The 25,465-nt window shown below is 67.1% G+C and carries 21 protein-coding genes; 11 read left to right on the top strand and 10 right to left on the bottom strand.

What is annotated here, in order from left to right:
* The first annotated feature begins 98 nt into the window (after positions 1–98).
* Together ON30_RS35035 and ON30_RS35040 are read left to right on the top strand one after the other, a co-directional pair.
* Positions 99–671, top strand: a complete 573-nt coding sequence (locus ON30_RS35035) for a GNAT family N-acetyltransferase (protein ID WP_040714932.1) — start codon at positions 99–101, stop codon at positions 669–671.
* Between the two features lie 495 nt (positions 672–1,166).
* Positions 1,167–1,817, top strand: coding sequence for a hypothetical protein (locus tag ON30_RS35040; protein WP_169334980.1), 651 nt, complete (start codon positions 1,167–1,169; stop codon positions 1,815–1,817).
* 216 nt (positions 1,818–2,033) lie between these two features.
* Here ON30_RS35040 and ON30_RS35045 read toward each other — a convergent pair whose 3' ends face one another.
* The 3 genes from ON30_RS35045 to ON30_RS35060 all read right to left on the bottom strand — a co-directional run bounded on the left by ON30_RS35045 (position 2,034) and on the right by ON30_RS35060 (position 4,301).
* On the bottom strand, positions 2,034–3,077 hold the full coding sequence (locus ON30_RS35045; RefSeq protein WP_157184075.1) for a hypothetical protein: 1,044 nt from the start codon (positions 3,075–3,077) through the stop codon (positions 2,034–2,036).
* 569 nt (positions 3,078–3,646) lie between these two features.
* Positions 3,647–3,847, bottom strand: a complete 201-nt coding sequence (locus ON30_RS35055; RefSeq protein ID WP_040714741.1) for a hypothetical protein — start codon at positions 3,845–3,847, stop codon at positions 3,647–3,649.
* A gap of 130 nt (positions 3,848–3,977) precedes the next feature.
* On the bottom strand, positions 3,978–4,301 hold the full coding sequence (locus ON30_RS35060) for a hypothetical protein (protein WP_040714743.1): 324 nt from the start codon (positions 4,299–4,301) through the stop codon (positions 3,978–3,980).
* A gap of 852 nt (positions 4,302–5,153) precedes the next feature.
* Here ON30_RS35060 and ON30_RS35065 point away from each other — a divergent pair.
* Entirely contained in the window at positions 5,154–5,483 is a 330-nt protein-coding gene (locus ON30_RS35065) for a hypothetical protein (protein WP_040714745.1), read from the top strand.
* Positions 5,484–5,591: 108 nt separating this feature from the next.
* Here ON30_RS35065 and ON30_RS35070 read toward each other — a convergent pair whose 3' ends face one another.
* The 4 genes from ON30_RS35070 to ON30_RS35085 all read right to left on the bottom strand — a co-directional run bounded on the left by ON30_RS35070 (position 5,592) and on the right by ON30_RS35085 (position 13,322).
* Positions 5,592–6,230 (bottom strand): hypothetical protein, encoded by a 639-nt coding sequence (locus ON30_RS35070; RefSeq protein ID WP_051030449.1) that lies wholly within the window; start codon positions 6,228–6,230, stop codon positions 5,592–5,594.
* Between the two features lie 257 nt (positions 6,231–6,487).
* A complete protein-coding gene (locus ON30_RS35075) occupies positions 6,488–6,904 on the bottom strand; it encodes a hypothetical protein (protein ID WP_040714749.1) in 417 nt (138 codons plus the stop codon).
* 1,653 nt (positions 6,905–8,557) lie between these two features.
* On the bottom strand, positions 8,558–9,862 hold the full coding sequence (locus ON30_RS35080) for a damage-control phosphatase ARMT1 family protein (RefSeq protein ID WP_063720015.1): 1,305 nt from the start codon (positions 9,860–9,862) through the stop codon (positions 8,558–8,560).
* On the bottom strand, positions 9,804–13,322 hold the full coding sequence (locus tag ON30_RS35085; protein WP_218006345.1) for an NB-ARC domain-containing protein: 3,519 nt from the start codon (positions 13,320–13,322) through the stop codon (positions 9,804–9,806). The genes ON30_RS35080 and ON30_RS35085 overlap by 59 nt, the downstream gene beginning before the upstream one ends.
* 499 nt (positions 13,323–13,821) lie before the next feature.
* On the opposite strand from ON30_RS35085, the gene ON30_RS35090 reads away from it, so the two are divergent.
* From ON30_RS35090 to ON30_RS35105, 4 genes are read left to right on the top strand one after another with little or no spacing between them, the layout of a single operon-like run.
* Positions 13,822–15,252: a coproporphyrinogen-III oxidase family protein gene (locus ON30_RS35090; protein WP_040714751.1), complete on the top strand. Its 1,431-nt coding sequence runs from the start codon at positions 13,822–13,824 to the stop codon at positions 15,250–15,252.
* Complete coding sequence (locus ON30_RS35095; RefSeq protein WP_040714752.1) at positions 15,249–16,382, top strand: pyridoxal phosphate-dependent aminotransferase; 1,134 nt, start codon at positions 15,249–15,251, stop codon at positions 16,380–16,382. The genes ON30_RS35090 and ON30_RS35095 overlap by 4 nt, the downstream gene beginning before the upstream one ends.
* Positions 16,383–17,429 (top strand): hydroxymethylglutaryl-CoA lyase-like TIM-barrel protein, encoded by a 1,047-nt coding sequence (locus ON30_RS35100; RefSeq protein ID WP_040714754.1) that lies wholly within the window; start codon positions 16,383–16,385, stop codon positions 17,427–17,429.
* Complete coding sequence (locus tag ON30_RS35105; RefSeq protein ID WP_040714756.1) at positions 17,426–18,478, top strand: pyridoxal phosphate-dependent aminotransferase; 1,053 nt, start codon at positions 17,426–17,428, stop codon at positions 18,476–18,478. The genes ON30_RS35100 and ON30_RS35105 overlap by 4 nt, the downstream gene beginning before the upstream one ends.
* A 17-nt stretch (positions 18,479–18,495) precedes the next feature.
* On the opposite strand, the gene ON30_RS35110 is transcribed toward ON30_RS35105, so the two are convergent.
* Positions 18,496–19,185: a DNA alkylation repair protein gene (locus tag ON30_RS35110; protein WP_040714758.1), complete on the bottom strand. Its 690-nt coding sequence runs from the start codon at positions 19,183–19,185 to the stop codon at positions 18,496–18,498.
* Between the two features lie 48 nt (positions 19,186–19,233).
* Here ON30_RS35110 and ON30_RS39960 point away from each other — a divergent pair, with 48 nt between their 5' ends.
* The 4 genes from ON30_RS39960 (at position 19,234) to ON30_RS35130 (ending at position 22,989) form a co-directional block, all read left to right on the top strand.
* Entirely contained in the window at positions 19,234–20,529 is a 1,296-nt protein-coding gene (locus ON30_RS39960) for an ATP-grasp domain-containing protein (protein ID WP_040714760.1), read from the top strand.
* Between the two features lie 10 nt (positions 20,530–20,539).
* Complete coding sequence (locus ON30_RS35120) at positions 20,540–20,944, top strand: VOC family protein (RefSeq protein WP_051030450.1); 405 nt, start codon at positions 20,540–20,542, stop codon at positions 20,942–20,944.
* Positions 20,945–20,982: 38 nt separating this feature from the next.
* The gene (locus ON30_RS35125; RefSeq protein ID WP_040714762.1) at positions 20,983–22,230 is read left to right on the top strand and encodes a cation:proton antiporter; all 1,248 of its coding nucleotides are present in this window, start codon (positions 20,983–20,985) and stop codon (positions 22,228–22,230) included.
* Positions 22,231–22,584: 354 nt separating this feature from the next.
* On the top strand, positions 22,585–22,989 hold the full coding sequence (locus tag ON30_RS35130) for a hypothetical protein (RefSeq protein WP_157184076.1): 405 nt from the start codon (positions 22,585–22,587) through the stop codon (positions 22,987–22,989).
* 232 nt (positions 22,990–23,221) lie between these two features.
* Here the strand turns inward: ON30_RS35130 and ON30_RS35135 are convergent, their stop codons facing one another.
* Positions 23,222–23,878: a RibD family protein gene (locus tag ON30_RS35135; RefSeq protein WP_245554346.1), complete on the bottom strand. Its 657-nt coding sequence runs from the start codon at positions 23,876–23,878 to the stop codon at positions 23,222–23,224.
* Between the two features lie 20 nt (positions 23,879–23,898).
* On the bottom strand, positions 23,899–25,317 hold the full coding sequence (locus ON30_RS36845) for an NsdA family TPR-like regulatory protein (RefSeq protein ID WP_157184077.1): 1,419 nt from the start codon (positions 25,315–25,317) through the stop codon (positions 23,899–23,901).
* Between the last annotated feature and the right edge of the window lie 148 nt (positions 25,318–25,465).

Here is a 25,465-nt window from a genome sequence, read left to right on the forward strand (position 1 = left end):
GCGAGGCTCGACGAAACGTCGGGCGGGACCTCGGACAGAGTTCCGCGCTGTCGACCGAGCCAGCACAGGACAGTGGTCTGGTGCGCCACAATGAAGCGATGAGCGCAACGCCGACGGTGTCCGTTTCGGAGATCAGGACGGGTCGACTTCTGCTTCGCAACGCCCGGGACGGCGATCGTGAAGGACTCATCGAGCTGCAAACCGACCCCGAGGTTCGCGAGTATCTGGGCGGCCCGCGGCAACGCCGTGATGTCGAGCATTATCTCGATGCGATCGGCACCGCCAACGCGACGGCCGCGCCCCGGGTGTTCGTCATTGCGGAGAACGAATGCGACAACCTGCTCGGGACACTCGCGCTCACCCGTCGATCAGCCGAACGGCCCGGGCGTCTCTCAGCAGAGGGCGGCGAGCTCGAGTTGTCGTATCTGCTTCGTCGTAATGCATGGGGCCGGGGATACGCGTTCGAGGCCGCCTCGGCAGAGCTTCGGGTGGCTGCGGAGGAACTGCCCGACCAGCCGGTGATGATCGTCACGCAATGCGCCAACGAGCGTTCATTGAAACTCGCTCTCCGCCTCGGTTTTCAGCCGGTCGAGATCTTCGAGGAGTTCGGCGCGCAACAAACCCTCGCCACAGCGCGTCTGTATTCCTTCAAGGGGGTCGACCGTGACTGACGGCATGGAGGTCGACAAGGCCAGCCGAAGCGTCGACATCTGGATACGGCTTCGCCGCTGAGATATCCGTGCGAACTCGCAGATGCACGTCGCGGCTGCTCGCTGGTCTTGTTCTGCACCGCCGCCAGGCCGATGCCTCACGATCCGCAAGGTAGGTCCGAACAACTCGCGCCGCCGACTGTGCGGCCAACTGCTCGTGCCGCAGGCCAGCCCGGCCACGAACCGAAAGGCTCGCGCGGACCGGACAGGCCGAGGAAGAGCGGACACAACGAGCGGTGGACCAGATGAGGCTGGGTGAGTGTGAGATGGGCCTGAGGTCTGTGGAGACGAGTCAATCGGGACGGGGTTCGGGTTGGGTCCGGGATGCCTGCGCCGGACACTCCCGGTTGTGGAATCGCGTCGCGCTTTTCGACCGCCACCATGGTGGTCCGGTGACGGTGCCGAGATCGGTGCGTACGGTGGAATTCACCTGGCCACGGGACGAGGAGGATCGTGATGGCGGGGATTCCCAAACCGGCAGTGGCGGCGAGACGTGATGCCAGAGCTCGTCTTGCGGCGCGACATGCGAAGCAGATGGAACGCCTTGCTCGGGACGAGGAGGACATGACTGTCTTCGTCGAAGCTCAAACCGTCATCAACGCTGCGGCGACGACGCTGAACAACGAGATTTCGCGCGCTGGCCTGCATCGAGACCAAAGGGTTGCGGTGGCCGTCGCCGAGTTTCACGCAAGGCCCGGCCAGGGGTCGACGATGGATTCATCTGTTGGCGCGCACGTCGACTCGGCGGGCGACTGTCAGGATGTTGTGGAGTTCGGTGCCGCGTTGGACCAGGCTGCGGACGACTTTCACACTGCGGCATTGGCCGCGGCGAAAGTCTGCAATGTGACGATCACCGGGGCACGCGGACGGCAAGGTCACGCATTGCATCGGCTGCGGGAGCGCGGGATGACGGTCTCCGAACTCGCGACCGCGACTGGGCTGCCGAATGGCCGGATTGCTCGGTTGATCAAGCACCGCGCACTGTCTGTTGCGGGACTCGGCGAAGATGACAACGAGAGGGCGGATTCCGAGCCGACCGCGGCGGATGCGGCGGCCGGTGGACCTCGACACGGGGCTGGGCGCGACGATATTCGCGATTCGCGATAACGCCGCGGCACGGATCGATCACGCACGGACGGCGACCGCATCGGCGGATACCGATGTTCGATTCCGGTATCGGATGCGGGGGATTGGTCGCCAACGGGAAGTGGCCCGAACCCTGGGTTCGGGCCACTGAGGGCACTATGACGCTGGTCGGGGGCGCTGATCTAAGCGATCACTCGCCGCCGGAATGCTCGACGATGATCCTGTGCGGCATCCTTGTCAGCGGTCGGTGATGGTCTCTGTTGACCAGGGTGCCGGGAGGGGCCCGCGGTGGGTCAGGTGCCGGTCCAGTCCGCTCACCAACCTGAGAGCTTGGTACTGGACGTAGTCAGGGTCCTGGCCGGGGGAGGCGGGGCAGAACGGTCGTTGCTGGGCGTGGTCGATCAGACTGCGGATCCGAGCAAGGGTGGCGGTTGGCGCGACCCGTGGAGCTGCCCACACGCGTGCGCTGATCTGGAAACGCAACTGCTGTGTGCTCGTTGTGTGGACAGTGGTAGCGCGGTGGCGGCTGCCGACGAAGGTCAACTCGGCGGAGTCGATTACGGTGTCCGCGGTGGTCCTGGTGGCGTAGTAGTGCACGGTGCCGTCATCAGACAACTCGAAACCAGTGGCGGTGCGCGGCGATGGCGTGATGAAGCGTTCGTGGTGGTCTTCGGGGACCCCGAACCATCCGTGGTCGTCTTCCGCCAGGCGAGCGAGCACGCCGTCCGCGAACTCCACGACATCGCCACACAGCGGCTGCGTGACCTCTACCTCCAGTAGCTTTCGGGCCTCGCGGATGTTGTGCATCCGGGCCCAGTCGGTGGGAGACCACGTGGTGTGGTTGTGCGGGGCGGGTGTTATGACCACTTCCGGGGCGACGGCGGAAACAGTCCGGCAGATCGGATCGTAGGTGTTGCTGTCGAGGATGAGAGTGCAGCGCTGGCAGCAGTACAGTCCGGTCCACACGTCGGTGGTCAACTGGACGTCGACGCCTTCGACGTTGCACTGCTGGAATCCGTCGGTGTCAGGGGAGTTTCCGCATCGACACGTCCAGTCGTCGACGGCCGGTGCCTCGATTCGAATGATGTTGTTGTTCATGGTGGTTGGCTGTTCCTTCACGGCCGGATGGGATCGTTGATTTCGTGATGCGATGATTGCCCCGACTTCGGCGGCTGCGGGGCGCGCCGCCGAAGTCGGGGCAATCGTCAGCGACGGTGATGCCAGAGTTGGACCGCGCGGGGCGCTGGATACTCGAGCTCGACGGACATCGTTCGTATCCATTGGCAATTGACGGTGTCCACGATCAGACCTGCGAATCGGACTGCCGTGAAGTGGACGCGCTGGTGCGCGTCGACTGTGACCGTTTCGAGGTGGACGCCGGGGTGGTTCATCGTTCTGTCGGGGTCGGCGTCGTGTAATGGGGTGAGGACCGCGACCACGGGCGTGGCGTCATCGGTCGGCGGGGTCACACACCACTCGGCCACTGCGGAGAACTCGGGGGCAGGCATGGTGCGGTCGACGAGGCCGATGAGGGTGACATGGGTCGGGGGCACTGTCGGGGCGGGGACGTCGGCGACGGTCCGGTAGACGGGCAACCGCAACCCAGTGACGAAGTGATCGCGGGTGGCGGGGGATGGCACGCTGCCCGAGATGTGATCGGTGCGTGAGTGATGCTTCAAGAGTTCGGTGCTCCATTGGAGAGGCTAATCGGCCTGGGGCCGGGCCGGCCTGGGTGAGCGGATACGATTCTGGGCGGGGAACCGGGCAGTCGCTAGCTGTCCGGTCCCTCATCCCGGCTTGGTGAGGGTTGGGTACTCGGTGGACTTCGCGCTCGGCGGTGTTTCACCGGCTCATCCGGTGACCACGTTGACCGGGTAGAGGCATGTACCTGATCCGGCGACCAAGCCGATCTGCCAGTGCCACTTTGCCCATGTCGGGCAGGCCGTCTTCCAGTTTTCGACCGTGCTGGGCATGAGGTCGTGGACTGTTCCGGCGTACTGGTGTCGGTAGTCGTCATGGAATTCGTCGAGGGTGATGATCTTCACGGCCATCGTTCTTCCTCCTGACATGGGCGGCGCGTTCGTGCGGCTTCTGGCTGCTGTCGCATCGGTTGGTCCGTGCGTGATGTGGCTACGGCCGGACGTGGCCGACGCGTTGTTCACCGGGGCAGTTCCGAAGTCCTCAGTGGGTGTAGTGGTCGGAGGAGGGATCGAAGTGGGCGAGGATGGCCGCCTCTGCGGCGTCGAAGCGCTGCCGGAGGACGATGAGCGACCGGGTCGTGAGCGCGGCGAGTTGCGTGGCGCTGAATCGTGGAGCGTCCTCGGTGAGAATCACCACGCCCGAGCCGGGACACAAGTCCGTGTAGTCGTGTTCGGTCCCGCCGTTACGGTGCTGTTCGACCCGGCTGTTGAGTCGGGCGATATAGCCGGCGCGGCTGATGTGGTGGATGGCGAGTGCGGCTTGGTGCCTGCGTTTCTCTGTGGCGGAATTGATGTTCCAGGCCAAGGTGATTGACCGGCGTTGTGAGGTTCGGAGCGGTGGCCGGTGGGGAGTGGGGCAGGAGTGGTTCATCGAGAACCGTTGGGGTGTCGACGGAGTAGGGGTTGCGCGGGCTGCCTCGCTGGGGGCTCGGTGTCACGACGGTGTCTGTCTGAGGCGGGGTCGAAATAGGATCGGATGACCGGGTCGCCGTCATCGAAGCGGCGCTGTACCTCAGCGAGCGACATGGTGAACAGGTTGTTCAGAGTTCCGCGGTGAAAACGGGTCTTGCCGTCGACCTCGTTGAGAATGGTGGAAGGGAGCGGTCCGCCGTCGATGACGGTCCGGCTGTGATCACCCTCGCGCCGGACAGCACCCACGCTCAAGTGGACCCAATAGCTGGCTCCGGTGAAGAGCACGACGAGTGTTGTCTGCGCTCGGAATCCCTCGTGATCAGGCTCGCCGACGTCCCATATTCCCGCAATCGACTGGAATGCGTTCTCGATCCGGGGTTGGACGTGGGGGCCGTGCGGAGGTTCGGTATGAGCGGTGTGGAGCGGTGGTGTTGTCATGGTGAGTTTCACGTTTCTGGTAGAAGGAGGTGAATCGAGGGAGTCGTTCGGAGCGGTCGCACCGCGTAGCTCGTGTTCGTGTTGATGGCAGGGCAATTCGGGCGATGTAGATCCGAGAGCAAAGTCAATATACATAATTCACATACTTCACACAAAGTGCCACGTAGGGCGGTGGCCGGCGCGTGTGTATCCCCGGCGGTGGCGGTTCGGTACGCCGGGCGGAGGCTGAGGTGGGGGCGGCGCGGAGTGCGGCGCGACGGAGGGCGCATGCGAATTGCGTATAATGCGGCCGGTGCAATCATTCCCGGTGAGCACCGTGCAGAGCGGATTCGCCAACGTGCTCTTGGCCGTGCAGCGAGACGGAACGGCAGTCCTGACTTACCACGACCGCGACGATGAGGCCGTTCTGGTGATCCGATCCGAGCTCTGGCACGAGACGCGAGAAGCGTATCCGGTGGACGAGGGCAAGATCATGGAGCCGCTCGCCATCGCCGACGCCCGCGCTGTCTTCGCTCGCGTCCGTGAGCATGTGGTGTACGACGGATACCACGCGCCCATCACGCGCCACCGTCGAGAACACGCGGTCGTGGTGCCGTTGGGCTGGGCGCGACAAGCCCGCCTGGTCCAGTGGCCGTAGGTGTCAGGTGCTGACCAACACTTTCGGCCTGGATGCCAGGAAGGAGGGCTCGGTGTCCGCTCGCCAACAACTGAATCGGGCAGCGCAGATCGCGGGACTGCGCGTGCCCTACAGATGCATGAGTTCGGGCCTGGAAGAGGATTCGCGAGCCCAGGACAGGATCTCGCCGAGGTTGTGGTCAGGTGCGTAGACCAGGTGGGTGCCGTCGACGGAGTGGCAGCCGATTGCTCTCGCGTAGTTGTAGCGCCTGGCCGAATTCACCCGTCCCATATGGACCCACAACCCCAGACCGGAAGCGACCGCGGCGAGCTTCGCGGCGTGCGGGCCGAGCTTCCATTCCGTGTCTCCCGCTAGGAACAGGCAGTCGATCTCGTCCCATGGGTGCCAGGCGTCGAGCTCCATGAAGTTCTGCGCGGCGAATGCGGCGGGGAACCCCAAATCCCTTATTCGACTCAGCATGTCCCGCGATCGTGACAGGGTTCCGAGGTGGTCCCCGACGACGTCGGGGGCCACGACGAACAAGCAGCGCTCCGCGTGGGGTTGCAGCGTCTTAAGCCACGCCAGATACTGCCGGTCGCCTGGATATGTTCCGGTATAGATTCCATTGTCGACACAGAACGCCGGATAGGACTCCTCGACCCGGTTGCCCTGGGCTGGGGTGACGATCATGCCCAGCGCCCCGGCCCGGATGAAAGCGCGCGTCTCCGCGGTTGACGGCGGGGTGCAGTAGAGAGGCGCGTCGTGCATGGCTCGGAACTTTCATACGGGAGAGTGGGGACGTTGAGGGGCTGGGGCGTCGACCTGGCCGATGTGCTGACCGCTGCGGGGAAACGATCACGCCTCCCCGCAGCGCCGACGCCGACGTGCTCCGGATTCTGGACGATCGGCCAGAAGTGCGTTACTCGAAGTCCGGATGCGGTCGGGCACCTTGCATGTCGAACGAGAATGAGCCCCTCCCGTCGAGGGTGAGGCAGGACCGGGCCGTGCGGCCCTCGGTGGATGGCCTACGCGGTGGGTGCCGCGCGGGCCGTGAAATAGCGGGCCAACGCGAATGCCGCGTCGATCTGCGGGCCAGGGAATCCCTCGTACTTCCAAGTATCCCGGCTCAAGTCGAGACTCTCCGCGAGTCGGGTGGCTTCGACTTTCAAAGTCGCGTAGTCGCGGTCCTGTGTGCCAGCGCCCCACCGCGCCAACCCGGGGTAGTCGGCGTTCCCCCAAGCCCGTGCGATGGCACGGGAGTGAAGCTCCGACATCGACGTTTCGCCGTCTTCGTCGTCGGACAGGAGCAGCACTGCCAGTTCGTACCGGTACCGCCACAGTTGCTCGGGATCGACTTCCAGCCAATAGCATTCGGTCCACGGCACCATGTCCGTGCCGCATTCCTGGCACCGCGCCTGATGTGGATCTGTGGAGTCGACCATGGTCGCGCAGTCGGGATCGGGACAGTACAGCAGGCACGTCAGGCGGGTGCATGAGCCAGGTTCTCCTGTGGACTTCGTGGCTGCGTCGCTCTCGATGACGATGCCGGCTCGCCTCGGGTGGTGGGGCGAGGCGTCGGGGACGTGGCGATGCCTGTACCGCGCTTGGAAGGACGGTGAACATTCGCCGGTGAAGTGAAAGAACAACAATGGATTCTCGCTTTGGCGTGTATGCCCAAGAGGTGGGCGGTGTGAGGTGGAGGATTGGCGGTGAGCTCGATATATTTATACATACTTCACAGAAAGTTTGCAACATCGAGGCGCCTGTACCTGATTGGGAAGATGTTGAGTACGGATGGAATATAAAAATGGTTGTATCAGTCAGTTGTCGGGTGAGCCTGTAATGACTGCGGCCTCGCGTGCGTTAATCCGCATACGCGTATTTGGGGCGAGAGTGTTGTGATTGATGTGTCTCGGTGACTCTTCCTGGTCGTGGGGGCCTGCTCGCCTGTGGACTTCCGGTCCCTCGCGTCGTGCGGCGGAACTAGCACTCGTCGGTGTCGTGGCATTCAGTGACTGCCCCAACGCCTTCGGGTATCTCGTTGGTGGCATCGCCGCATCTCTTCGGATCGTGTTGGCTTGGCGGAAGTCGCCGACGGCTCGCCTGAACTCTGGAGACTCTCCCTCGCAATACTGCGGGGCTGCATCGGTGACAACAGAAGTGCCGTCACCGAACTATCCACGAGCGTGGATCAAGCACGTCTAGCAGCGGCGCGTGATCGGCTGCGGCCGTCACAGCATTTGCCGTCACAGCATTTGGGAGTGGCGCCCTGCCGTCGAGGGCGTGTGGCTCCAGCAGGGCTCCAAGCCAAGTTCGAGGAGTCGTCGGCGAATCGTGTGGATCGACAACGAGTCGATCCTGACGGCGGCTGAGCATTCGCGAGCCGCCGTGGGGATGCCCGTGGAGCGCTTCGATCTGGAATGCGGCGCGCGCGGTCGTGCGCGGCTCGGGCCGAGCCCGCGCGCAACGCGCGCGGGTCGGTCACCTCGTGATCTCCGTTGGAATGCTGAGCGTGGGGCTGACTCGCCGGTCTCTCACCGGATCTACTTTGTTGTGCGCGAAGAAGGGGGCGAGGTGCGCGCGAACCGGTGTGGTGATGCGCGATGTAAACCCACCGATCAGCGGCCTATGCGACGTGTTTGGAGGTCGGTTGGACGGTTGCCGACGGGTGTGCGCGCGGCGACCGGGGTAGTGCGCACACCCGGGTTGCCATGGCGTTTTGAGCGTGCGCGAGTGGAGGGTTGCCATGCTGCGGGCCGTCGTCCTTGTAATCGTTGTAGTTTCAAGCTGGCGGTCTTGTTTGCGCGCGGTGGTGATCGCGGCGCGCGCGAGTTGTTACTTGGTGCGCGTGGTGGCTCTCGCCGGTTGCGCGGGCCGCGCGCGGCGTAGGCGAGTGCGCTGCGGTGAGCGTGTCGTGCGGCCGGATGCCTATGTCCGCTCGCGCGCACCCCCTCTCGGCCGGGCGGGTACTCCGCGCGGAGGTTCTGCTCTGTTCGAGGTCGCGAAGGGGGTGGTCTTGATGTCGGTTGGTACCCCGTACCGTGAGGATGGCGCCACGCAGACTCTCCATTCCGGAGCTCTGGGCCCAACGTCACTCACCGTGGCAGTTGCGGGCCGACATCGGTGGTTGTTGACGTGTTTCCTTGTGATGCGCTGGGAGTAGCGGTTCGCTGGTGGGCGCTGACTAGCGCGCGAGTGCCGTTGGTTCGCCATCGTGGATCGGCGGTGTCGAGTTGGCGTCGTTGGTGGTCGGTGAGTCCGACGACGACGTCGGACTTCAGGGTGCGGAGCGCTAGCGCGGAGCTGGGGAAGTGGCTGGCCGCAGTGGTGAAGGGGGTCACCGCTGGCCAGTGGAGGTCCCCGACTAGCCTGCGGTAGTTGAGGTCGCCTTTGAGGATGGTGACGGTCGCGGTGCCCAGCTCGCTGGCCAGAGAGGTTGGCATGTGAGTGAACGAGAGTGGTGCGCAGAAGAATTCGTGGGTTCGCACGGCCAGGCGTGCTGTGTGCATGTGGCGGGTGAGCCGGTCTCCGAGCCGATTGGCTTCGGGGGTTGCCGCGGTGGTCAGTAGGTCGAGGATGGCCAGGACGTCGGTCATGGTGGCGTCGGAGACGTAGTACGGGTGCGGCTTGACCCATACCGTGACGTGGGCGGTGATCTCGTGGGTCAGCAGGTGGTCGATCAGGGCGAGGTCAGGCAGGAGCTCACCGCCGGCGTTGTCGGCGATCAGATGCAGCGAAGGGGCCGGCACGGTGGCCAGGATCGCCCACAGGGTGGGGCTGTCGTCGATGAGCAGGGCGTCGGTGGATTCGGTCGCGGTGGCGGTGAGTTGGAATCCGAGGTCGGACCGGTTGCCCCACAGTGAGGACAGAAGTAGTTGGTCGCGTCGCTGTTCGACGGGCAGGTCGGGGAATGCCTCAAGGGCGTGGAGTTGGCCGGTGACCGTGGCACCGTGGAGTTCGGCGGTCTTGAAGGGGCCGAACGGGTCGATGCCGCGCCAAGCGCTGTGGCCGAAGTAGCCGACGGCTTCGAGCAGCCTGCGGTAGAAGAAACTTTCGGCCCACAGGAACGGGACGTCCGCCCAGAGCTTTCCGTAGTGTTCGCTGCCCCAGGAGTTCCACCCCGGTGCGTCGTGTGAGTCAGCAGGCAGTGGTTGCACGGTACCGGTGGTGGATTCGGCGAGCAGGGCGTGCAGGGCCGTCCGTTGCTCGGGGTGGTAGGGGAACGCGCCTTCGAGGCGCGCGATGAGTTTCGGGTGGCGTTGGTGGAAGACGTCGTGGGCGAAGGACTCCGGAACACCGGACAGGATCGGGGGCGGTGGCGTGTTCAGCGTCGGTGTCCCTTCATCGACCGGTGTCGGACCGGTGTGGCGTGGCTGGTGTACCGATGATGCTGTGCGCACCCGAACGGAGCATTACAGGCCCTGCGGGTCCGGCGGCGAGGATGTGTCCGGTGCGGGGTTCGGCGGCGGCGCAGTGCAGGCTGGCGTCGAGGCGTACCTCGGCGACGTGGTCGCTCTCGTACAGGGACCATGCTTTGACGGTGCCGTCGGCGGCGGCCGAGAGCAGGGTGTCGGCGGTGTCGGCGAAGGCGAGCATCAGGACTCTGCCCGCGTGGCCGGGCAGCTGGGTTTGGTAGCGGTCGGTGGTGAGGTCGCGGATGTGGATGTCGCCGGAGCCGGAGCCGACCGCGATGCGTTCGCCGCTGGCGTCGATGGCGACCGATCGTGCCCAGCCGCCGGGGTTGGCGAAGCCGGCGCGGTGCCGCCCGTCGGTGGTGTCCCAGAGGTGTACGGTGCCGTTGCCTCCGCACGCGGTGAGCCGGCGTTCGGTCGGGTCGAAAGCCAGAGTCCGTATTCGGCCCGCCTCGACGTGATGATGCCAGGCCAGGGTGGCGGTGGGCAGGTGCCAGCACCGGACGCTGCCGTCGTGCAGGCTGGCTGCGAGATAGGTGCCCGCGGCGCTGAGCGCGACGGCCCAGGTGCGGGGTGCGTCGTCGTTGAACCGGGCGGGGTCCTGGTCCGGCGTATCGAGTGGCCAGAGTCGGACGGAGCCGTCGGCGCAGGCGGCGGCCAGGTGGGTGCGGTTCGCGGCCAGCGACCAGATGCGCCCGGCCGGTGCGGTGATCGTGTGGTTGAGGGTGGCGGTGGTGAGGTCGCGGATTTCGATGGAGCCGTCGCCGTAGCCGAGCAGGGCGTGTCCGGCCGCGGTGAGGTGGGTCGACCACACGGTGTTGGCGCCCGAGGCGAGTACGCGTGGTGGTCCGGGGTCGGCGGGGTTCCACTGTCGCAGGCTGCCGTCTTCGCAGCCCGCGATGACCGATCCGTCGTCGGCGGGGGCGGCGAGGGATCTGATCCAGTCGACTCCGGCCGGTGGCGTACTGCGCGCGGTGACGTCGTGGCCGAAGGTGGTGGTGATGGCCGCGTCCTCGGTGGCGGTGTAGAGGACGGTGGCGTCGGTGAGTTGGACAGAGCGCACCCGAGCGCTGCGGGACTCGACGCGCAGTGGGGTGAGTGTGGCGTCGTGGGTGTCCCACACGATCGTGGTGTTGTCGCCGGATCCGGAGGCCAGCAGGGGGGCGTTCGGGGCGAATGCGAGGGTGCGTATCCAGTCGCGGTGTGCGGCTTTCTCGTCGAGGAGTTCCCCGGTGGCCAGGTCGTAGAGGCGGACGTACTCGTCCTGGCCCGCGGCGGCGATCGTGGTGTTGTCGGCGTTGGCGGCCACCGTCCACAGCGGGACACCGGTGGTGGGAATGGGGTGACGCAGTGCGCGGCGCGCGAGGTCCCACACGTTCAGGTTCCCGTCCTCAGCGGCCGAGATCAGCCACCGAGCGTCGGGAGTGAACGCGAGCGCGCGGATGCGTCGACGGTGCCCGGCCAGGAGCCCGACCGCCTCACCGGTGCGCGGGGACCACAGCCGGATCTGAGCGTCGTCGCCGGCGGAAGCGGCGAGTTCGGCGTCGAGGGTGAGCGCGACGGCGTAGACCCAGCCGGTGTGACCGCGCAACACCGCCCGCGGCGCTCGACTGCGCGCGTGCCAGATCCGCACCGCGCCGTCCTCGCCGCCGGAGACGGTTATCGGTCCGGCGTTCGCGACCGAAACGACCGCGCCGATGTGGCCGAGGGATTCGTCGACGCCGTGGGCCCACAGCGTCGCGAAACTGAGTTGTCCCGGTTCGGACGGTGGGCCGTGTTGTTGGGCGCGGACCAGGGCGGTGTGCAGCGTCGCGGCGCGGTCGGGGTCACGGCGCAGCCCGTTGAGCAAGAACCCGGCACTGGTCAGGGTGTGCGCGGTGGTCCACGCCGGGTTCCGGCGCGGCGCGGGCGCGCTCTCGTTGAGCAACGCTGTGTCGGTCACCAGCGACAAAGGTCCGACGGTGGCGGCCTTGGTGGTGATATAGGCGGGGCGAGCGAGGACCTCGACGAGTTCGTCGCCGAGGTCGGCGGCGTGCAGATGGTAGGTCAGGTGCTGCCACAGGTAGCTGTGATGTTCGGGCAGCGCTGTCCAATCCGGGCCGAGCGCGCGATAGGAGTCGAGCAGGGAGCGGTGCAGTCCGGTCCACCGGTCGGCGACGAGGTGGGTGAGGTAGGAGCGGAACACGTCGTGCAGCACGATCACGTCGCGGTCGGGCAGGTAGGCGCTGATCAGCGATCGGTCGGCCAGTGCCCGGCAGAATTGGCGCACCGCGATGATCGTCCAGCCGTGGGCGTAGCGCCACCAGTGGGTCAGGACCCGGATCGGTACCGGGGTGGCGGCGGGGAAGACCGCCAGCGACAAATATCGGTCGCGCAGGTGGCTGCCACCGGGGATGGTGACGTCGGTGTCGAGGCTGTGCAGGCTGGCGGTGATGGCGTGGCCGATCGCGTGGGAGCGTTGGTCGGCGTCCCAGACGTCGAAGGCGGGCGCACCGTGCGCGGCGAGTGCCTGATGTGCTTGGGCGACGGCGTGTTCGGGGTCGACCCCGGTGGCGAGGTCCGCGTTGACGTTGGATCCGACGACGGTGGCCAGCAGCGGCCAGCCGCCGCACAGATCGGCGAGCCGGTCGGCGGTCGTGCGCGGCAGAGCGGTCACGGCGCGGGTGAGCAGTTCGCTGACCTCGGCGCCGCTCATCGGCCCCAGACGCAGGGGCCGCGCGGTGGCGGGGCAGGTGCGAATGTTGCGGGTGGTCACCAGGCGGGTGCAGCGCGCGAGCAGGAACGGCGCGAGGTCGGCGGCGGACCAGACGTTGTCGATGACGATGAGCACCTCGCGCTCGGCCACGATCCGGGCCAGATGGAATCCTGCCTGCTCGGCTGTGGTCAGCGGCGGTGACTGGCCCTCGAGGTGCACGCACAGGTCCGAGATCAACGCCAGCACCCGCGCCGGGGTGCAGTTCTGGCCGGTCTCGACCCACAGGATCTCCGAGAATGCCGCGCGGACGGTGGGATCGGCGCACACCTGGGTGGCCAGGGTCGTCTTGCCGAATCCGCCGGGCCCGCAGAGCGCGACGGTGGTGTCCGCGCCGGTCGCGTCGGTGAGCAGCGCGGCCAGTGCGGTGTGGTCGTCGGATCGTTGGATCAAGCCGGGCTCCGGGGTCGGTGTGAGGACCTCGGTGGTGATCGAGGTCTTGGGACGTCGACGCGGCAACTGCTCGTTGAGGTTCCAGAACCGGTCGGCAACCTCGGCGTCGGCTCGACTCAGCAGCGTATCGAGCATTCGCTGCGACTCGTTGGCCGGGACGAGACTCTCCCACCCGGCCTCCCACCGCGACACCACACGCGCCGCCACCCCCAGAACGGCGGCGAAATCGCGCACGCTCCACCGACCGGCCTCACGCAGAGCCCGCGACTCACGGCCGGTCCACCGCGACACAGTGCGCACCACACCCCCGAACATCGGAAACCGGCAGACGCGCACAGCGTAAACCGTTCAGCCCCCGCCTATCTCCTACACCGAGCGCATACACAGATTCGGCCCGCCCGGCGACCCTCCTTCGAATTGGTTTGGTCGACTAGAAGTCCACAAAAGGTCTACACAGGGTCGACAACGAGGCGCGACGTCATCGTGGCGGACCCGTCACGATCGAACAGGGACAGAAACCGACGCACGAGCGGGGTTCGCCCACACCGACTTTCGACATCAACCCCGGCGGGCTCGGACCGCTCGGGCGGCTGGTCGTCTCGGGTCGGATCGGTGGAAAGGAGGTGATCGGGATGTCCGGTTGGGTCGCGGGCGGCGCATAACGCACCGTCATACCCGGACCCGATGGGTCCGAACCGTCATCTGGGCTTGTCGGCGGCCCGCCGCGTTCGCGCGGTAGGGCCGTCGGCAAGGCAGTTCCGATTCCTATTCCGTTGTTCCGACGCACCTGTTCGAGGTTTGGATGCTTCCGTTCGAGTCCTTCTCCTATCCGTTTTTCGACCTGAACACCGTCGCGGACCATCGCGGTATCGTCTCGGCGTTCCTGGACCACACCGACCCGCAGGTCGTGGGCGACCACGCCACCGGGCGCAGGGCCCTGTATGTGCATATCCCGTTCTGCGAGACCATCTGCCGGTTCTGTCCGTTCGTGAAATCGGTGGGCAGCACCGAACGGGTGAACGCCTACCTGACCGCGCTGTTCGTGGAGCTGCGGACCTTGGGCGCGACACCGCGGATGGCGGGCTGGGAGATCGACAGCGTCTATATCGGCGGCGGGACACCCTCGGTGCTCTCGATCGAGCAGATCACCGCCCTGATGCGCGAGATCCGCGTCAACTTCCAGATCAGCGCGGATGCGGAGATCTCGTTCGAGTTCGAGGCGAAGAGCGTGGACCCCGAGAAGTTCGCGGCGCTGGCCGAACTCGGCATCACTCGGGTGTCGTTCGGGGTGCAGTCCTTCGACCCGGTGATCCGCGAACAGGTCAACATCACCGCCACCCTCGACCAGGTCCACGACGCGATCAACTGGGCCAGTGACTATTTCGTCAACACCAATCTGGACATGATGGTCGGGTTTCCCGGTCAGGACCGCGACCACGCGCACGCCGACGCGCGCGCGGCGGCGTCTTCGGGGATCGGCAGTGTGTCGATCTATCCGGTCGACTACGTGATGACCCTGCCCGGCTGGCAGAACCGTATCCGCTCCGGGGAGCTGCCCCGGCCGGAGAACCTGGATGAGCGGTCGCGGATGTTCCACGTCGCGCGGGCGGCGCTGGGGGAGTCGATGGGGGAGCAGAACATGTACTGCTTCGGCCCGCCGCAGGCGCCCGCGACCAGGTACATGTTCTCCACCCTCTACGGCGGCTACCGCGACGAAGCGGTCGGCGTCGGCGCGGGCGCGTATTCGTTCCTGCGTGGTGTGGCCTGGATGAACGAGGCCGACGAGAGAGCGTATGTGGCCGCGGCGGGTGCAGGGGGCCTGCCGATCACCCGGTCCTCTCCCGGGCACGCCTACGAGAAGGGGCTGGTGTTCTTCCCGAAACGACTCAGCTTCGACATGCGGGATCTGCCGCTGCTGGGCCTCGAGCAGGTTTACGCCGACCGGATCGAGGCCGTCGTCGCGGCCGGTCACGCCGAGATCGCCGGCGACATCCTGGCGTTGACCGAGGCCGGGAAACTCGTCTACAGCGAGCTGATGGCGCACTTCTTCTCCGACGCCCAAGCCCGCATCTATCAACGCATGGTGGCGCGGCTCTCCCGCGAGGTCGGTGTCATCGACGAAATCGAGTGGCAGGCCGGTACCGATCGTGTCTCGGCGATGGGCGCGGCCAACGCCCTGCCGGGCGCGTCGAGCCGGCGGCGACGCCTGCCATTGGTCGGGACACCGCGGTGAACGACCCGTACTTCGATTTCCTGCTGGCCGAGTTGACCGCGCCCGAACCGGTCTACGGGCGCGCCGGGCCGATTCCGGCCGGGGTGCTGGATCTGGGTGTCGGTGAGGTCCGCTATCGCCCGCCCGCGCACCTGCGCGCCGAGATCGGCGCCGCCGCCGCGGGCATCGAGGGAATGTGGTACTCGGAGCTCGCCGGTGAAACTCCGTTGCGGGCTGCGTATCTGGACCATCTGGGTCTCGGCGGTGAGGATCCGGACCGGGTGCTGGTGACCGCCGGTGGCAAGGAAGCCGCGTTCCTGGCGTTGCGGTACCTGATGCGTCGTCGCGCCGCGGCGGCGGTGCTGGTGCCGTGGCCGGGCTGGGAGCCGTACCCGCTGTGGGCGCGCGCCGCCGGAGTACAGGTGTTCGGCTACGACCCCCTAGAAGTCGCGGCGAACCCGAGTGTGTTGCGCGAGCGGTTGCGCGCTTGCGATCCGCGGCCTGTGGTGCTGGTGGTGAACTATCCGAACAACCCGACCGGAGCGTGCGTGAGTCGGGAGGTGATGGACGAGATCATCGGGATCGCCGTCGAATTCGACCTTGAGGTGCTCAGCGACGAGGTGTATCGGGTCTTCGGTGAGCCGCCGGTCTCGGCCGTGCACGCACCCGGATTCGACCCGCGCCACCACCTCGTCGTCGACTCGGTGTCCAAGTCGGCGACGGTCGCCGGGTTGCGTGTCGGATTCCTGCACGCCGAACCAGAGGTCGTGGCCGACCTGGCGGCTTATCGCGGCGCCTACGCCTCGTGCACCAGCGTGCTCACCCAACGGGTCGCGACAGAGCTGCTGATCAGCGCTGCGGCACGAGCGTGGCTGGCCGGGGTCACCGAGTCGGTCACTGAAACCCGGGCGGCCACCGCCGACGCGCTCACCGCCCACGGTATCGAGGTCACCTCCCACGGGGCCCTCTACGTGTGGTGCCGCGTCCCCACCGACAAGACCATGCCCCGGGAGCCGGTGGCCGGTGGCGCGCGGCTGCGCGGAGGCGCGGCGATGGGGGCGACCGACCACGTCCGGGTGTGTACCGCGCGTGAGGATCTGGACCCTCATTTCGCGGCGGCGGCGGTGGCCCGGACGCTGCGGGGGCGATGAGTGTTCGATCATTTCGCGCCTCCACCACCGGCCGCGGCCGGGAAGCTGGCGACGTTGCTGGACGTGACGCTGCGTGACGGCGGATTCGAGGTCGACTTCAACTGGCCCGAAGAGTATTTCGCGATGGTGGCGGCGGCCGTGTGCGCCGCGGGCACCGAGGTGGCAGAACTCGGCTACATCGGTGGCGTGCCGCTCGAGCACAGTGTCGCGCGCGCCGGAGTCGGCGCGTACCTGCGCCCCGACCACATCGCCGCCGCCCGCAACACCGGTCCCGTCCTGGCCGCGATGGTGCACCCCAGCGCACTGAGCGCCGAGCCGGACCTGCACGCCTACGCCGCCGCGGGCTTGGGTATGGTGCGGCTGGTCTACCATCCCGACTGGCTCACCGGAATCACCCGGTTGGCCGCCCACGCCCGCGACCTCGGGCTCCAGGTGGCCATCAACATTGCGTTGGCCTCGCGCTACACCGGCGTCGAGATCGTCGAACACGCTCACGCCATCGACGTGGCCGCCGGGCCGGACCTGCTGTATCTCGCCGACACCTGCGGTGCCCTGCATCCGGGCCAGGTCGGCGACCTCGTTTCCGCGGTACGCAGCACGGTCTATGCCGAGGTCGGCTTCCACGCCCACGACTTCCTGCACCTGGCCTACGCCAACGCCCTGGCCGCGGTCGAGGCCGGCGCGACCTACCTGGATGTGTCCCTGCTGGGACTCGGTCGCGGCGGCGGCAACCTGACCGCCGAACCACTGCTGCTGCGCCACCGACTCACCGAGGCCACCTATCAGCAGACCGAACTCCTGCGCATCTGCCGACATCGCCTGGCCGCTACCACCGGACGTCCCGCCGATTCACTGGCGGTGGCGGTGTGCGCGACGTTGAACCTGACCCCGGTCGAGGAACACGCGCTGCGTGAATTCGCGCAGAGCGAGGAGGTCGACCTCGATCGTGCCGCGTTGTGGCTGCTCACCCACGTCCGCGAGATCCCGGCCCCGCGCGTCGCCGCTCTGCGCGCGCACTGGCAAGACCGTGCGGAGCAGCGGGGATGAGCGCGACGATCAGCCGCCGCGCCGCGCTGGTAGTGGCTCACGACTACGACGACTTCCCCGTCGGGTCAGGGCAACTCGACCTGCGCGGGGACAACTCGCCACCGCTTCTGACCCGCACCGATCTGCCGTGCACGCTCACCCCCGGGGCGGTGGCCTCCTACGGGGAGATCGCCGGTGACGGGCGGCTGCGCGCGGTGCTGGCCGCGTTGTTCGGTGTCCGCGCCGAGCAGGTGCTGATCACCGCCGGCGGCAGTGAGGCGTTGCTGTTGGCGCTGACCTGTATCGCCGACCACGGCGAGAGCGTGTGCCTGCCACGTCCGGCGTTTCCGGGGTTCGAGGAACTGGCCGGGCTGCTCGGGCTGCACGTCATCGGATACGACGTCCCCGGCACGGTCCCACGCCGCGGCCGCGTGCCGGTGTTGGTGTGCACCCCGCACAACCCGACCGGACTCATCTACAGCCCCGAGGACACCGGTGACGGGGACGGTTGGGTGGTGTGGGACCTGTCCCACAGCACCCTCGTCGACGGCAGCGCGGCCGAATTCGGGGCGCGGCTGGGCGCTCAAGACGTCGTGGTGTTCAGCCTGTCGAAGCTGCTGCGGCTGCCCGGCGCCCGGATCGGGTGCCTGATCGCGCGCGATGACGATCTGCTCACCGCCGCGGCCGCCGCGAAGACCCACCTGTCGATGTCGACCAACCGGCCCGCCCAGGACCTCGCCCTGCACGTACTCCGAGACCCGCTGCTGCCCAACGAATTACGGTTGCGCACCGCCCATTTCGCGGAGATGCGCGAGCTGATCCTCGACGCGGTCGCGGAGTCGTCGGCGCTGACGGCAGTGCCGGCGGTGGCGGGCACCCACGTGTTCGTGGGCACCGTCGACCGCGGCGACGCCTGGCAGAGGCTGCGCGCCGCCGGAGTGGTCGGCATCCCGGGGACGGTGTTCAAGACCTCCGATTCCTGGGTGCGGTTGTGTGTCGCCCAGCAGCACGGGGTCATCGACGCCGCCGCGACCCGACTGCGCTCCCTGCGCTCGGCGCGAACGCGATGACCGCGCGCCGACTGCCCTCAGACCAGGGCGGCGTCCAGCAGACGCGCCACGGACTTGGGTTCCTCACCTGCCAGCAGCTCGCGGAACTGTCGGGCGGCGTCGGGGCGGGCTTTGATGGCCTGGTTGATCAGCCACAGGCACGCCTTGCGCAGCGGCGGGCGCGGATCTCGCATCAGTTCCGCGAGCGCGGGCACCTCGCCGGGGGACAGCCCGGCTTTGACCGGGCCGATCAACGCCACGACGTACAGACGGCGCTGCCACACCGACTCCGACCCGGACAACATCGCCGCCAGATCGTCCACCAGCGCGGGGTCAGCGAGCAGCGACGCGCCGACCACCGGGCCGAGTTCGTCGACCGAGAGCCAGTTGTCCAAGCTCTTCGCCCACCGCTCGATCGCCGTGGCGGGCATCGTAGTTCCGGTCAGACGCAACATCATCGCCGCCGCCAGTTCGGCTTCGTGGACCCGCCCGTGCCACAACGCCTCGGACGCACCGAACACCACCGCACCGCCGTCATCGAGGTCCGCAGACTTCAAGGCGGCCTTCACCGCGCCGCGCAACAGCGGGATCCGCACGCCCAGTACAGGTTTGCCCGGATGACGGGCCGCGACCGTACCGGGCACGTAGTCAGGGTCGGCATGGCCGGCCAGCCCGGTCACGACGGCGGTCACCAGCGATTCGACGCGTGTATCGGTCACAGCGTGCATCGGCCCAGCCTACGACCCCACCTCCACACCGATCGGCAGGAAATCACCATGGCAGCAACCGCGGTCGACATGACCGCTCCGCGCCCGCACTCCAGCGGCCAGGTCTACGCCGTCTACGGGCACCTGGACCCAACCGTGCTCACCCTCGACGAAGCGTTCGCGCGGGGACTGAGCTGGCACCAGATCCCCACCGACGCGCTGATGGCCCTCGACACGGGCCACCCCACGCTGGTGCGGGCCGCCATGCAACGGCTCGACCGCCACGACGAGCCGTTGATCGGCGCGGTCGGGTTCGACGACTGGTGCAACACCGCGCTGTCGGTCCTGAACCCGGACTGGGCGCTCGCGCCCGCCCGCACGCTGGTCACCGACAAACCCAGCCTCTACGCGCGGCTACGCGAGCACGAGGCGCAGGTCGCACAGTCCCTCGTCGGTGCGGTGTCGACGGTGTTCCTGCGCGAGGCGATCGACGCGCTGGGACCGCGCCCGATTCTCAAACCCGCCACCGGCGCCGGGTCGCGCGGGGTCTACCGCTACCGCGACGACCTCGACCTCGACGCCAACCTCGCGCTCTACCAGCAGATTTTGCGCCACGGCCACATCGACTCCCGCACCCCGATCATCGCCGCCGCCTACCTCGGCGACGACGACGCCGCCCGCGAGATCAGCGTCGACCTCGTCATCCACGACCACGCGATGCGGGCGGCGACCGTCCACGAGAAGCGCACCGCCACCGCGGTACACCCCTTCGTCGACAACCTCATGATCTCCCCACCGACTGACCACGTGATCACGGCCGCGCTCGACCAACTGCCGATGGTGCTGTCCCGGACCGCGGCCGCGATCGACGTGCCCGCCGGGGTCCTGCACATCGAATTGCGCCTGCACCACGGGCGTTGGCATGTCCTCGACGTCGGTGTGCGCCCCGGCATGGGCCTGGTCGCCCACTCCGCGCACGCGCGCACCGGCATCGACCCCCGACTGGCGCACCTGGCCGCCAGCATCGGCACCCGCCTCGACCCGACCGCGCTGCGCTCCGCTCAGGGTGCGCACGCGGCGACCGCGATCATGTGCTGCTACGTCGCCGACCCGCACCGTCGGCGAGTTCGGCTCGACCGCTACAGCGAACTCGCCACCCGCCTGCGCGAAGCCGAGGCGGTGATCGGCTGGCATCTCAACGTCGCCGAGGTCACCGACCCGATGTATCGACCCGACGCCGGGCTGTCGGTCGGACTCGGCGCGCCCGACACCGCGACCGCGCTCACCCGGCTACGGTCACTGCTCGACCCCTACCAGCTCACCACCGACACCGACAGCACAACCGAAAGTGTTGTCGCACAATGAAAGGAACCCCTTGCCCGTCAAGCTGCACCATCTCGCTCTCACCACCGCCGACCAGGCCAAGAGCGGACCCTACTACGACACGGTCCTGGCCCTGCTCGGCTACCGGCCCGGCCACACCAGCGACCGACTGCGGACCTGGGGCGGGCCCGGCCCGGAGATCCTGCTCTACACAGTCGAAGGCGACGACGACCGCCCACACACCCACGGCAGGCCCGGCTGGCAACACGGCTGCTTCCAGGTCGAGGACCGCGACACCGTCGACGCCGTGCACACCGCGGTCGTCGAGGGCGGCTGGACCGTCGTGCATCCCCCTCGCGAATATCCCGAATACGCCGACGGCTACCACGCGGTGTTCGTCGAGGACCCCGACGGCATCCGCTGGGAGATCGCCCACATCCCCAACCCCATCGCCTGACCCCACCGCCCGGACCGACGCGACCACGGGACGCCGCGATGGCCGGTAGCGCGCTCGTCACGGTTCTGGTCGACCTGGTGCTGATCCTCGCCGCCGCCAAAGCCCTCGGGTGGGCGGCCACAAAGCTCGGGCAGCCTGCGGTGATCGGTGAGATCACCGCAGGAATTCTCGCCGGGCCCACCGTTTTGGGCACGCACCTGTCCCAGACCCTGTTCCCGCCGGAAACGCGCCCGACGTTGGCGGTACTGGCCAACATCGGGATTGCGGCGTTCATGTTCCTCGGCGGACTCGAACTCGACCTCCCGAGCCTGCGGCGTCGTCGCGGCGCGATCGGCGCGGTCTCCCTGGCCGCCTACATGGTCCCGTTCGCCCTGGGCTGTGTCGTCGGGTTGGTCGTACTCGAGCGCCACCAAGCCGACGACCGGCTCAGTTTCGCGCTGTTCCTCGGCTGCGCGTTGGCGGTCACCGCGTTTCCGGTGCTGGCTCGCATCTTGCACGACACCCGCCTCATCCACACCGGCATCGGCCAGTTCAGCCTCGCGTGCGCCGCGCTGGTCGACTTGCTGGCCTGGGCCGCGCTCGCGGTCGTGCTCGCCCTGTCCGCCCCAGGCGGCAGCCACTGGCGGTGGGCGCTGGTTTTGCCTGCGGCGGCGATCACGTGGTGGGTCACCCGTCCGCTGATCGCCCGGATCGCCGAACGCGCCGAGGGCACGCAGACGGTGATCACCCTCGGTGTCGGGGGCGCGCTGCTCTACGGCGCGCTCACCGAATGGATCGGCCTGCACCTGATCTTCGGCGCTTTCCTCTTCGGCCTGATCTTCCCGCGCGCCTACCGGCCCACCGCCGAGACCGGAGCCCGGGTCCTCAGCACTCTGCTGATGCCGGGGTTCTTCGTCGTCGCCGGACTCGCGGTCGACCTGTCCAGCACTGACCGCACCGGCATCATCGAACTCGTCCTCATCGTGGCCGCGGCAGTTGGCGGCAAACTCGGCGGCGCCTACCTTGCCGCGCGTGTCGGCGGGTTGGACTCCGCGACCGCGTCCGTGGTCGCGGTCCTGCTCAACACCCGCGGTCTCACCGAACTGGTCATCCTCCACATCGGCTACACCCTCGGACTTCTCGACACCGGCCTGTACTCGATGCTCGTGGTCATGGCCCTGCTCACCACCGCCATGACCGCACCCACACTGAGGCTGCTGGACCGGCGCAACCATCACCGGGGCGACAACGAGACGACATCGGCCCGCGCCGGTGCGCCCGCCAGCGACCCTGTCACGAGACAATGACCGAACACCGCCACGCAGGTCGACGGTCCGATACGAAGCATCGAGTACCCGAGTGTTCGCCACAGCCGAGAAACGCCGCAGCACTCATAATCGAATTCGGAAGTGGGACATCGATGGACAGTCCGAGCGGTCATGTGGTGAGCGGGGCAAGAAGCACCTCGCGCTGGCGCCGGGGAGCACGGCCGACGTATTCGGGGCCGCCTGGATCGGAGGTGAGTGCTGATGTGTCTGATCTGTGATGACGAACACTGCCTGACCCGGTTCCGGGCGACACCGCGGCGCAAGCAGTCACGAATTCTGGGTACCTGGGATGAGGACGGTGACGCCTCGACCCTGTCGGATCACCTCGAGAGCATGGATACCACCGATGTCGAACCCGCTGAACTCGACGACGCGGCTTGGTTTGTGGGATACGACAGACTGCGCTCCAAGCCCGCCCCGCCGATCCGGTGGCGGATCGCGGGACCGCTCGAATTCCCCGAGTACTGCTTCGGTGATCGACCCGGTGTCGTGGTCGGGCCCATCCGCACCGCGTGGGAGCTCGCGGCGTTCGCGGAACGATTGATGACCGGACATGAATGCGACGACGGCGGCACCATCGCTGAATGCCTGACCGGCGCGGTACCGCTACGACAGGAACAGCACTGCTGGTTCCTGCCCAACCTGCGGGTGCTGGCACCCACACCGCACGACGCCACCGACGAGGGCGCGGTGCGGGTGGTCGAATACCTTCCAACGCCCCCACCGCCCCGGCTGTGACCGACATGCCTGACGCGGCCTCGAGCGACGAACAGCCTCCGGTCGGGGGATCGAGCATCGCGGTGCTGGACCGGGTGGTGACGGTGGAGGAGTATCGAGCGCTGGGGACCGCAGTGGGCAGGTGCCGCCCGGGAGCGGTGCGAGGCCGCGTTGCGGGCGTCGCTGGCCGGGGGCACCGTGCGGTCACAGGGGGATCCGGTCGCGATGGCCCGACAAATTGGCGACCGCGCTCTTAGCTGTCCTCGAAGTCGATTTTCGGGAAGTAGCGCAACAGTGCAACATCACCGATCTGGGACACCTCGACGAGATGCATCCGTCTCCGGGAGCCGCCGGGGAACTGCGCGGGATTGACGAACCGTGGGGCGTCCTCCTGGCCGATGAGCAGCGGGGCGACGGCGAGGTGGAGTTCATCGGCCAGTCCGGCGGCGAGTATGGCGGTGTGGATGCTGGTGCCACCCTCGATCATCAGCCGGTCGATACCGCGACAACCGAGGTCGTCGAGAAGAACACCAAAATCGACTGCTGTGCCCAGTGATACGACTACAGCGAGATCTCCCAAGCGATCCCGCAGGTTGTCGGCACCGGTGTCGGTCGTGTAAACGATCGGTATTCGTTCCTCGACGCCGTAATGCCAGAAACGGGCCTCGGGGTCCAAGTCGCCGGAACCAGTGACGACGATTTTCTGGAGGTGTGCTGGTTTACCGGCCGCGGCGCGAGCGGCGAGCCGTTCGGAGCTTTTGATGATCAGACGCGGGTTGTCGCGGCGCAATGTCTCCGCGCCGATCAGGATGGCGTCGCATTCGGTGCGCACGACTTCGACGCGGTCGAAATCGGCCTCATTGGATAGGTAGAGGCGTTCGGGGACGGTGTCGTCGATGTAACCGTCCACGCTGACTGCGACGGACAGGACTACATACGGTCGGGGCAACTGGCTGCCTTCCATTGCTCGAACGCGGCGACGAAATCATGAACGCCAGTCTGGATGCTGGCGGGATCTATCATGCCCGCAAGGGTGATCACCCGTTCCATGATGCGACCCGAACCGCTAGCGACGCCGATCTGAAGGGCTTGAGTGCCCAGTGCCGCAGCGGGCTCGATCTGCCCCGCAGCCATGTGCGCGACAGCTGAGCGCGCGAGATAGACCCCCCGGTCGCGCGGGTACCCGGACTGCATACGTGCGGTTGCGTCGTCGAACTGCGCGATGGCCGCAGGGTGGTCACCCAGGGTGGTGAGGCTGTGGGCCTGGCAAGCGTCGATGTAGGAGTGGTCCAGGAAGAAACCCCATGCTGGATCGGTGTCGGCCTGGCCGACAAGGGTGCGGGCGGTGTCATAGGCGCGGGCGCTGGCAGACGCGTCTGCCTCGAGCGCCAGAGCGTGCGCGTTGTAGGCCACGGCAGCAGCGGTGAACAGAGAGGCTCTCGGTGCAGCACGGCTGGCGGCAACGGCAAGTTCACCGCTACTAGCACCATCGCCCCGGTCCGAGGCTAGCTGGCTCATTCGCACCAGCGACAGCCCGATGTAATAGGTGTCTCCGAGCTGGTGCGACCACGTCAGAGCCTTCTCGGCCCAGTGTTGGGCCTCGGGGAACATGCGCTGATCCTGGTACTGCCATGCGGCTGTCTCGGCGTACATCGCCATCAGCCGTAGAATCCCGTTGGAGTCAACCACTTTCGCGTCTCGCAGAGCTTGCATTCGATCGAGCGCGCCGAGTACTTCAGGAAGAGTGCTGGCGGATCCGTAGATATTGTCCGACTCGATGATATTCATCCGTTTATCGCGGAAGAACTTGATGTGGTCGATCTCGCTGTGCACGAACACTGCGGCCAGCAACTTGCTGGATAACGCGGCTCCTGCTGCCATACCCAGTGCACCAGCTCCGGCCCCGGCGATGAAGGTCCGACGTGGCATGGACACCAGGATTACCTCTCCGGTGCTGGTGCGGGCCGGCATCAGAATGCGATCGGTGCCCGCACCTGATTCCAATAGTGAACCCAGCTGGTGGCCAGCACCTACCGAGATCTCGACGGAGCCTGGACGCTCTACCCGCGTTTGATGGATCTGTTCTGCGGTCGTCGCATCCGCCGTTGTACACGCCCGATCCAGGATTTGCTGCGTGCTCGGCGACACCACCCCCTCAGCGTCGGCGAAGGCTTCGCTGGGCATGAGTTCAATGAATCGGGTGAGTTCGTCGTGTTCGAGTCGGGACAGGGATCGGTCCAGGGCTGCTTGGTTGACCGGCCGGGGTGTGGTGTCGGTGCCTTTGGCTTCCCAGACCGAGACGATGCGTGGGCTGACGCCCAGGTGCGCGGCGAAGTCGATCAGGCTCATGCGGCGGGCTTCGCGGAGGGCGGCGACGTAGGCACCTGTCCACTGCCTCAGTGGCGACGTCATGGTGGATTCGTCCCCTTTCCTTTCCAGCGCGCTGGGATGTCAGCGTAGTCGCGCGTAGTGGTCTCATGAGCCCAAAACTGGTTGG

The sequence above is a fragment of the Nocardia takedensis NBRC 100417 genome, from assembly GCF_000308695.1.
Classification (GTDB): domain Bacteria; phylum Actinomycetota; class Actinomycetes; order Mycobacteriales; family Mycobacteriaceae; genus Nocardia; species Nocardia takedensis.

Excerpts from the sequence above, each read along its gene's own strand:
- ON30_RS35045 (WP_157184075.1), bottom strand. The coding sequence starts at position 3,077 with ATGGATACGAACGATGTCCGTCGAGCTCGAGTATCCAGCGCCCCGCGC.
- ON30_RS35110 (WP_040714758.1), bottom strand. The coding sequence starts at position 19,185 with ATGCACGCTGTGACCGATACACGCGTCGAATCGCTGGTGACCGCCGTC.
- ON30_RS35055 (WP_040714741.1), bottom strand. The coding sequence starts at position 3,847 with ATGGCCGTGAAGATCATCACCCTCGACGAATTCCATGACGACTACCGA.
- ON30_RS35090 (WP_040714751.1), top strand. The coding sequence starts at position 13,822 with ATGCTTCCGTTCGAGTCCTTCTCCTATCCGTTTTTCGACCTGAACACC.
- ON30_RS35125 (WP_040714762.1), top strand. The coding sequence starts at position 20,983 with ATGGCCGGTAGCGCGCTCGTCACGGTTCTGGTCGACCTGGTGCTGATC.
- ON30_RS35070 (WP_051030449.1), bottom strand. The coding sequence starts at position 6,230 with ATGCACGACGCGCCTCTCTACTGCACCCCGCCGTCAACCGCGGAGACG.
- ON30_RS35075 (WP_040714749.1), bottom strand. The coding sequence starts at position 6,904 with ATGGTCGACTCCACAGATCCACATCAGGCGCGGTGCCAGGAATGCGGC.
- ON30_RS39960 (WP_040714760.1), top strand. The coding sequence starts at position 19,234 with ATGGCAGCAACCGCGGTCGACATGACCGCTCCGCGCCCGCACTCCAGC.
- ON30_RS35130 (WP_157184076.1), top strand. The coding sequence starts at position 22,585 with ATGGATACCACCGATGTCGAACCCGCTGAACTCGACGACGCGGCTTGG.
- ON30_RS35105 (WP_040714756.1), top strand. The coding sequence starts at position 17,426 with ATGAGCGCGACGATCAGCCGCCGCGCCGCGCTGGTAGTGGCTCACGAC.
- ON30_RS35035 (WP_040714932.1), top strand. The coding sequence starts at position 99 with ATGAGCGCAACGCCGACGGTGTCCGTTTCGGAGATCAGGACGGGTCGA.
- ON30_RS35040 (WP_169334980.1), top strand. The coding sequence starts at position 1,167 with ATGGCGGGGATTCCCAAACCGGCAGTGGCGGCGAGACGTGATGCCAGA.
- ON30_RS36845 (WP_157184077.1), bottom strand. The coding sequence starts at position 25,317 with ATGAGCCTGATCGACTTCGCCGCGCACCTGGGCGTCAGCCCACGCATC.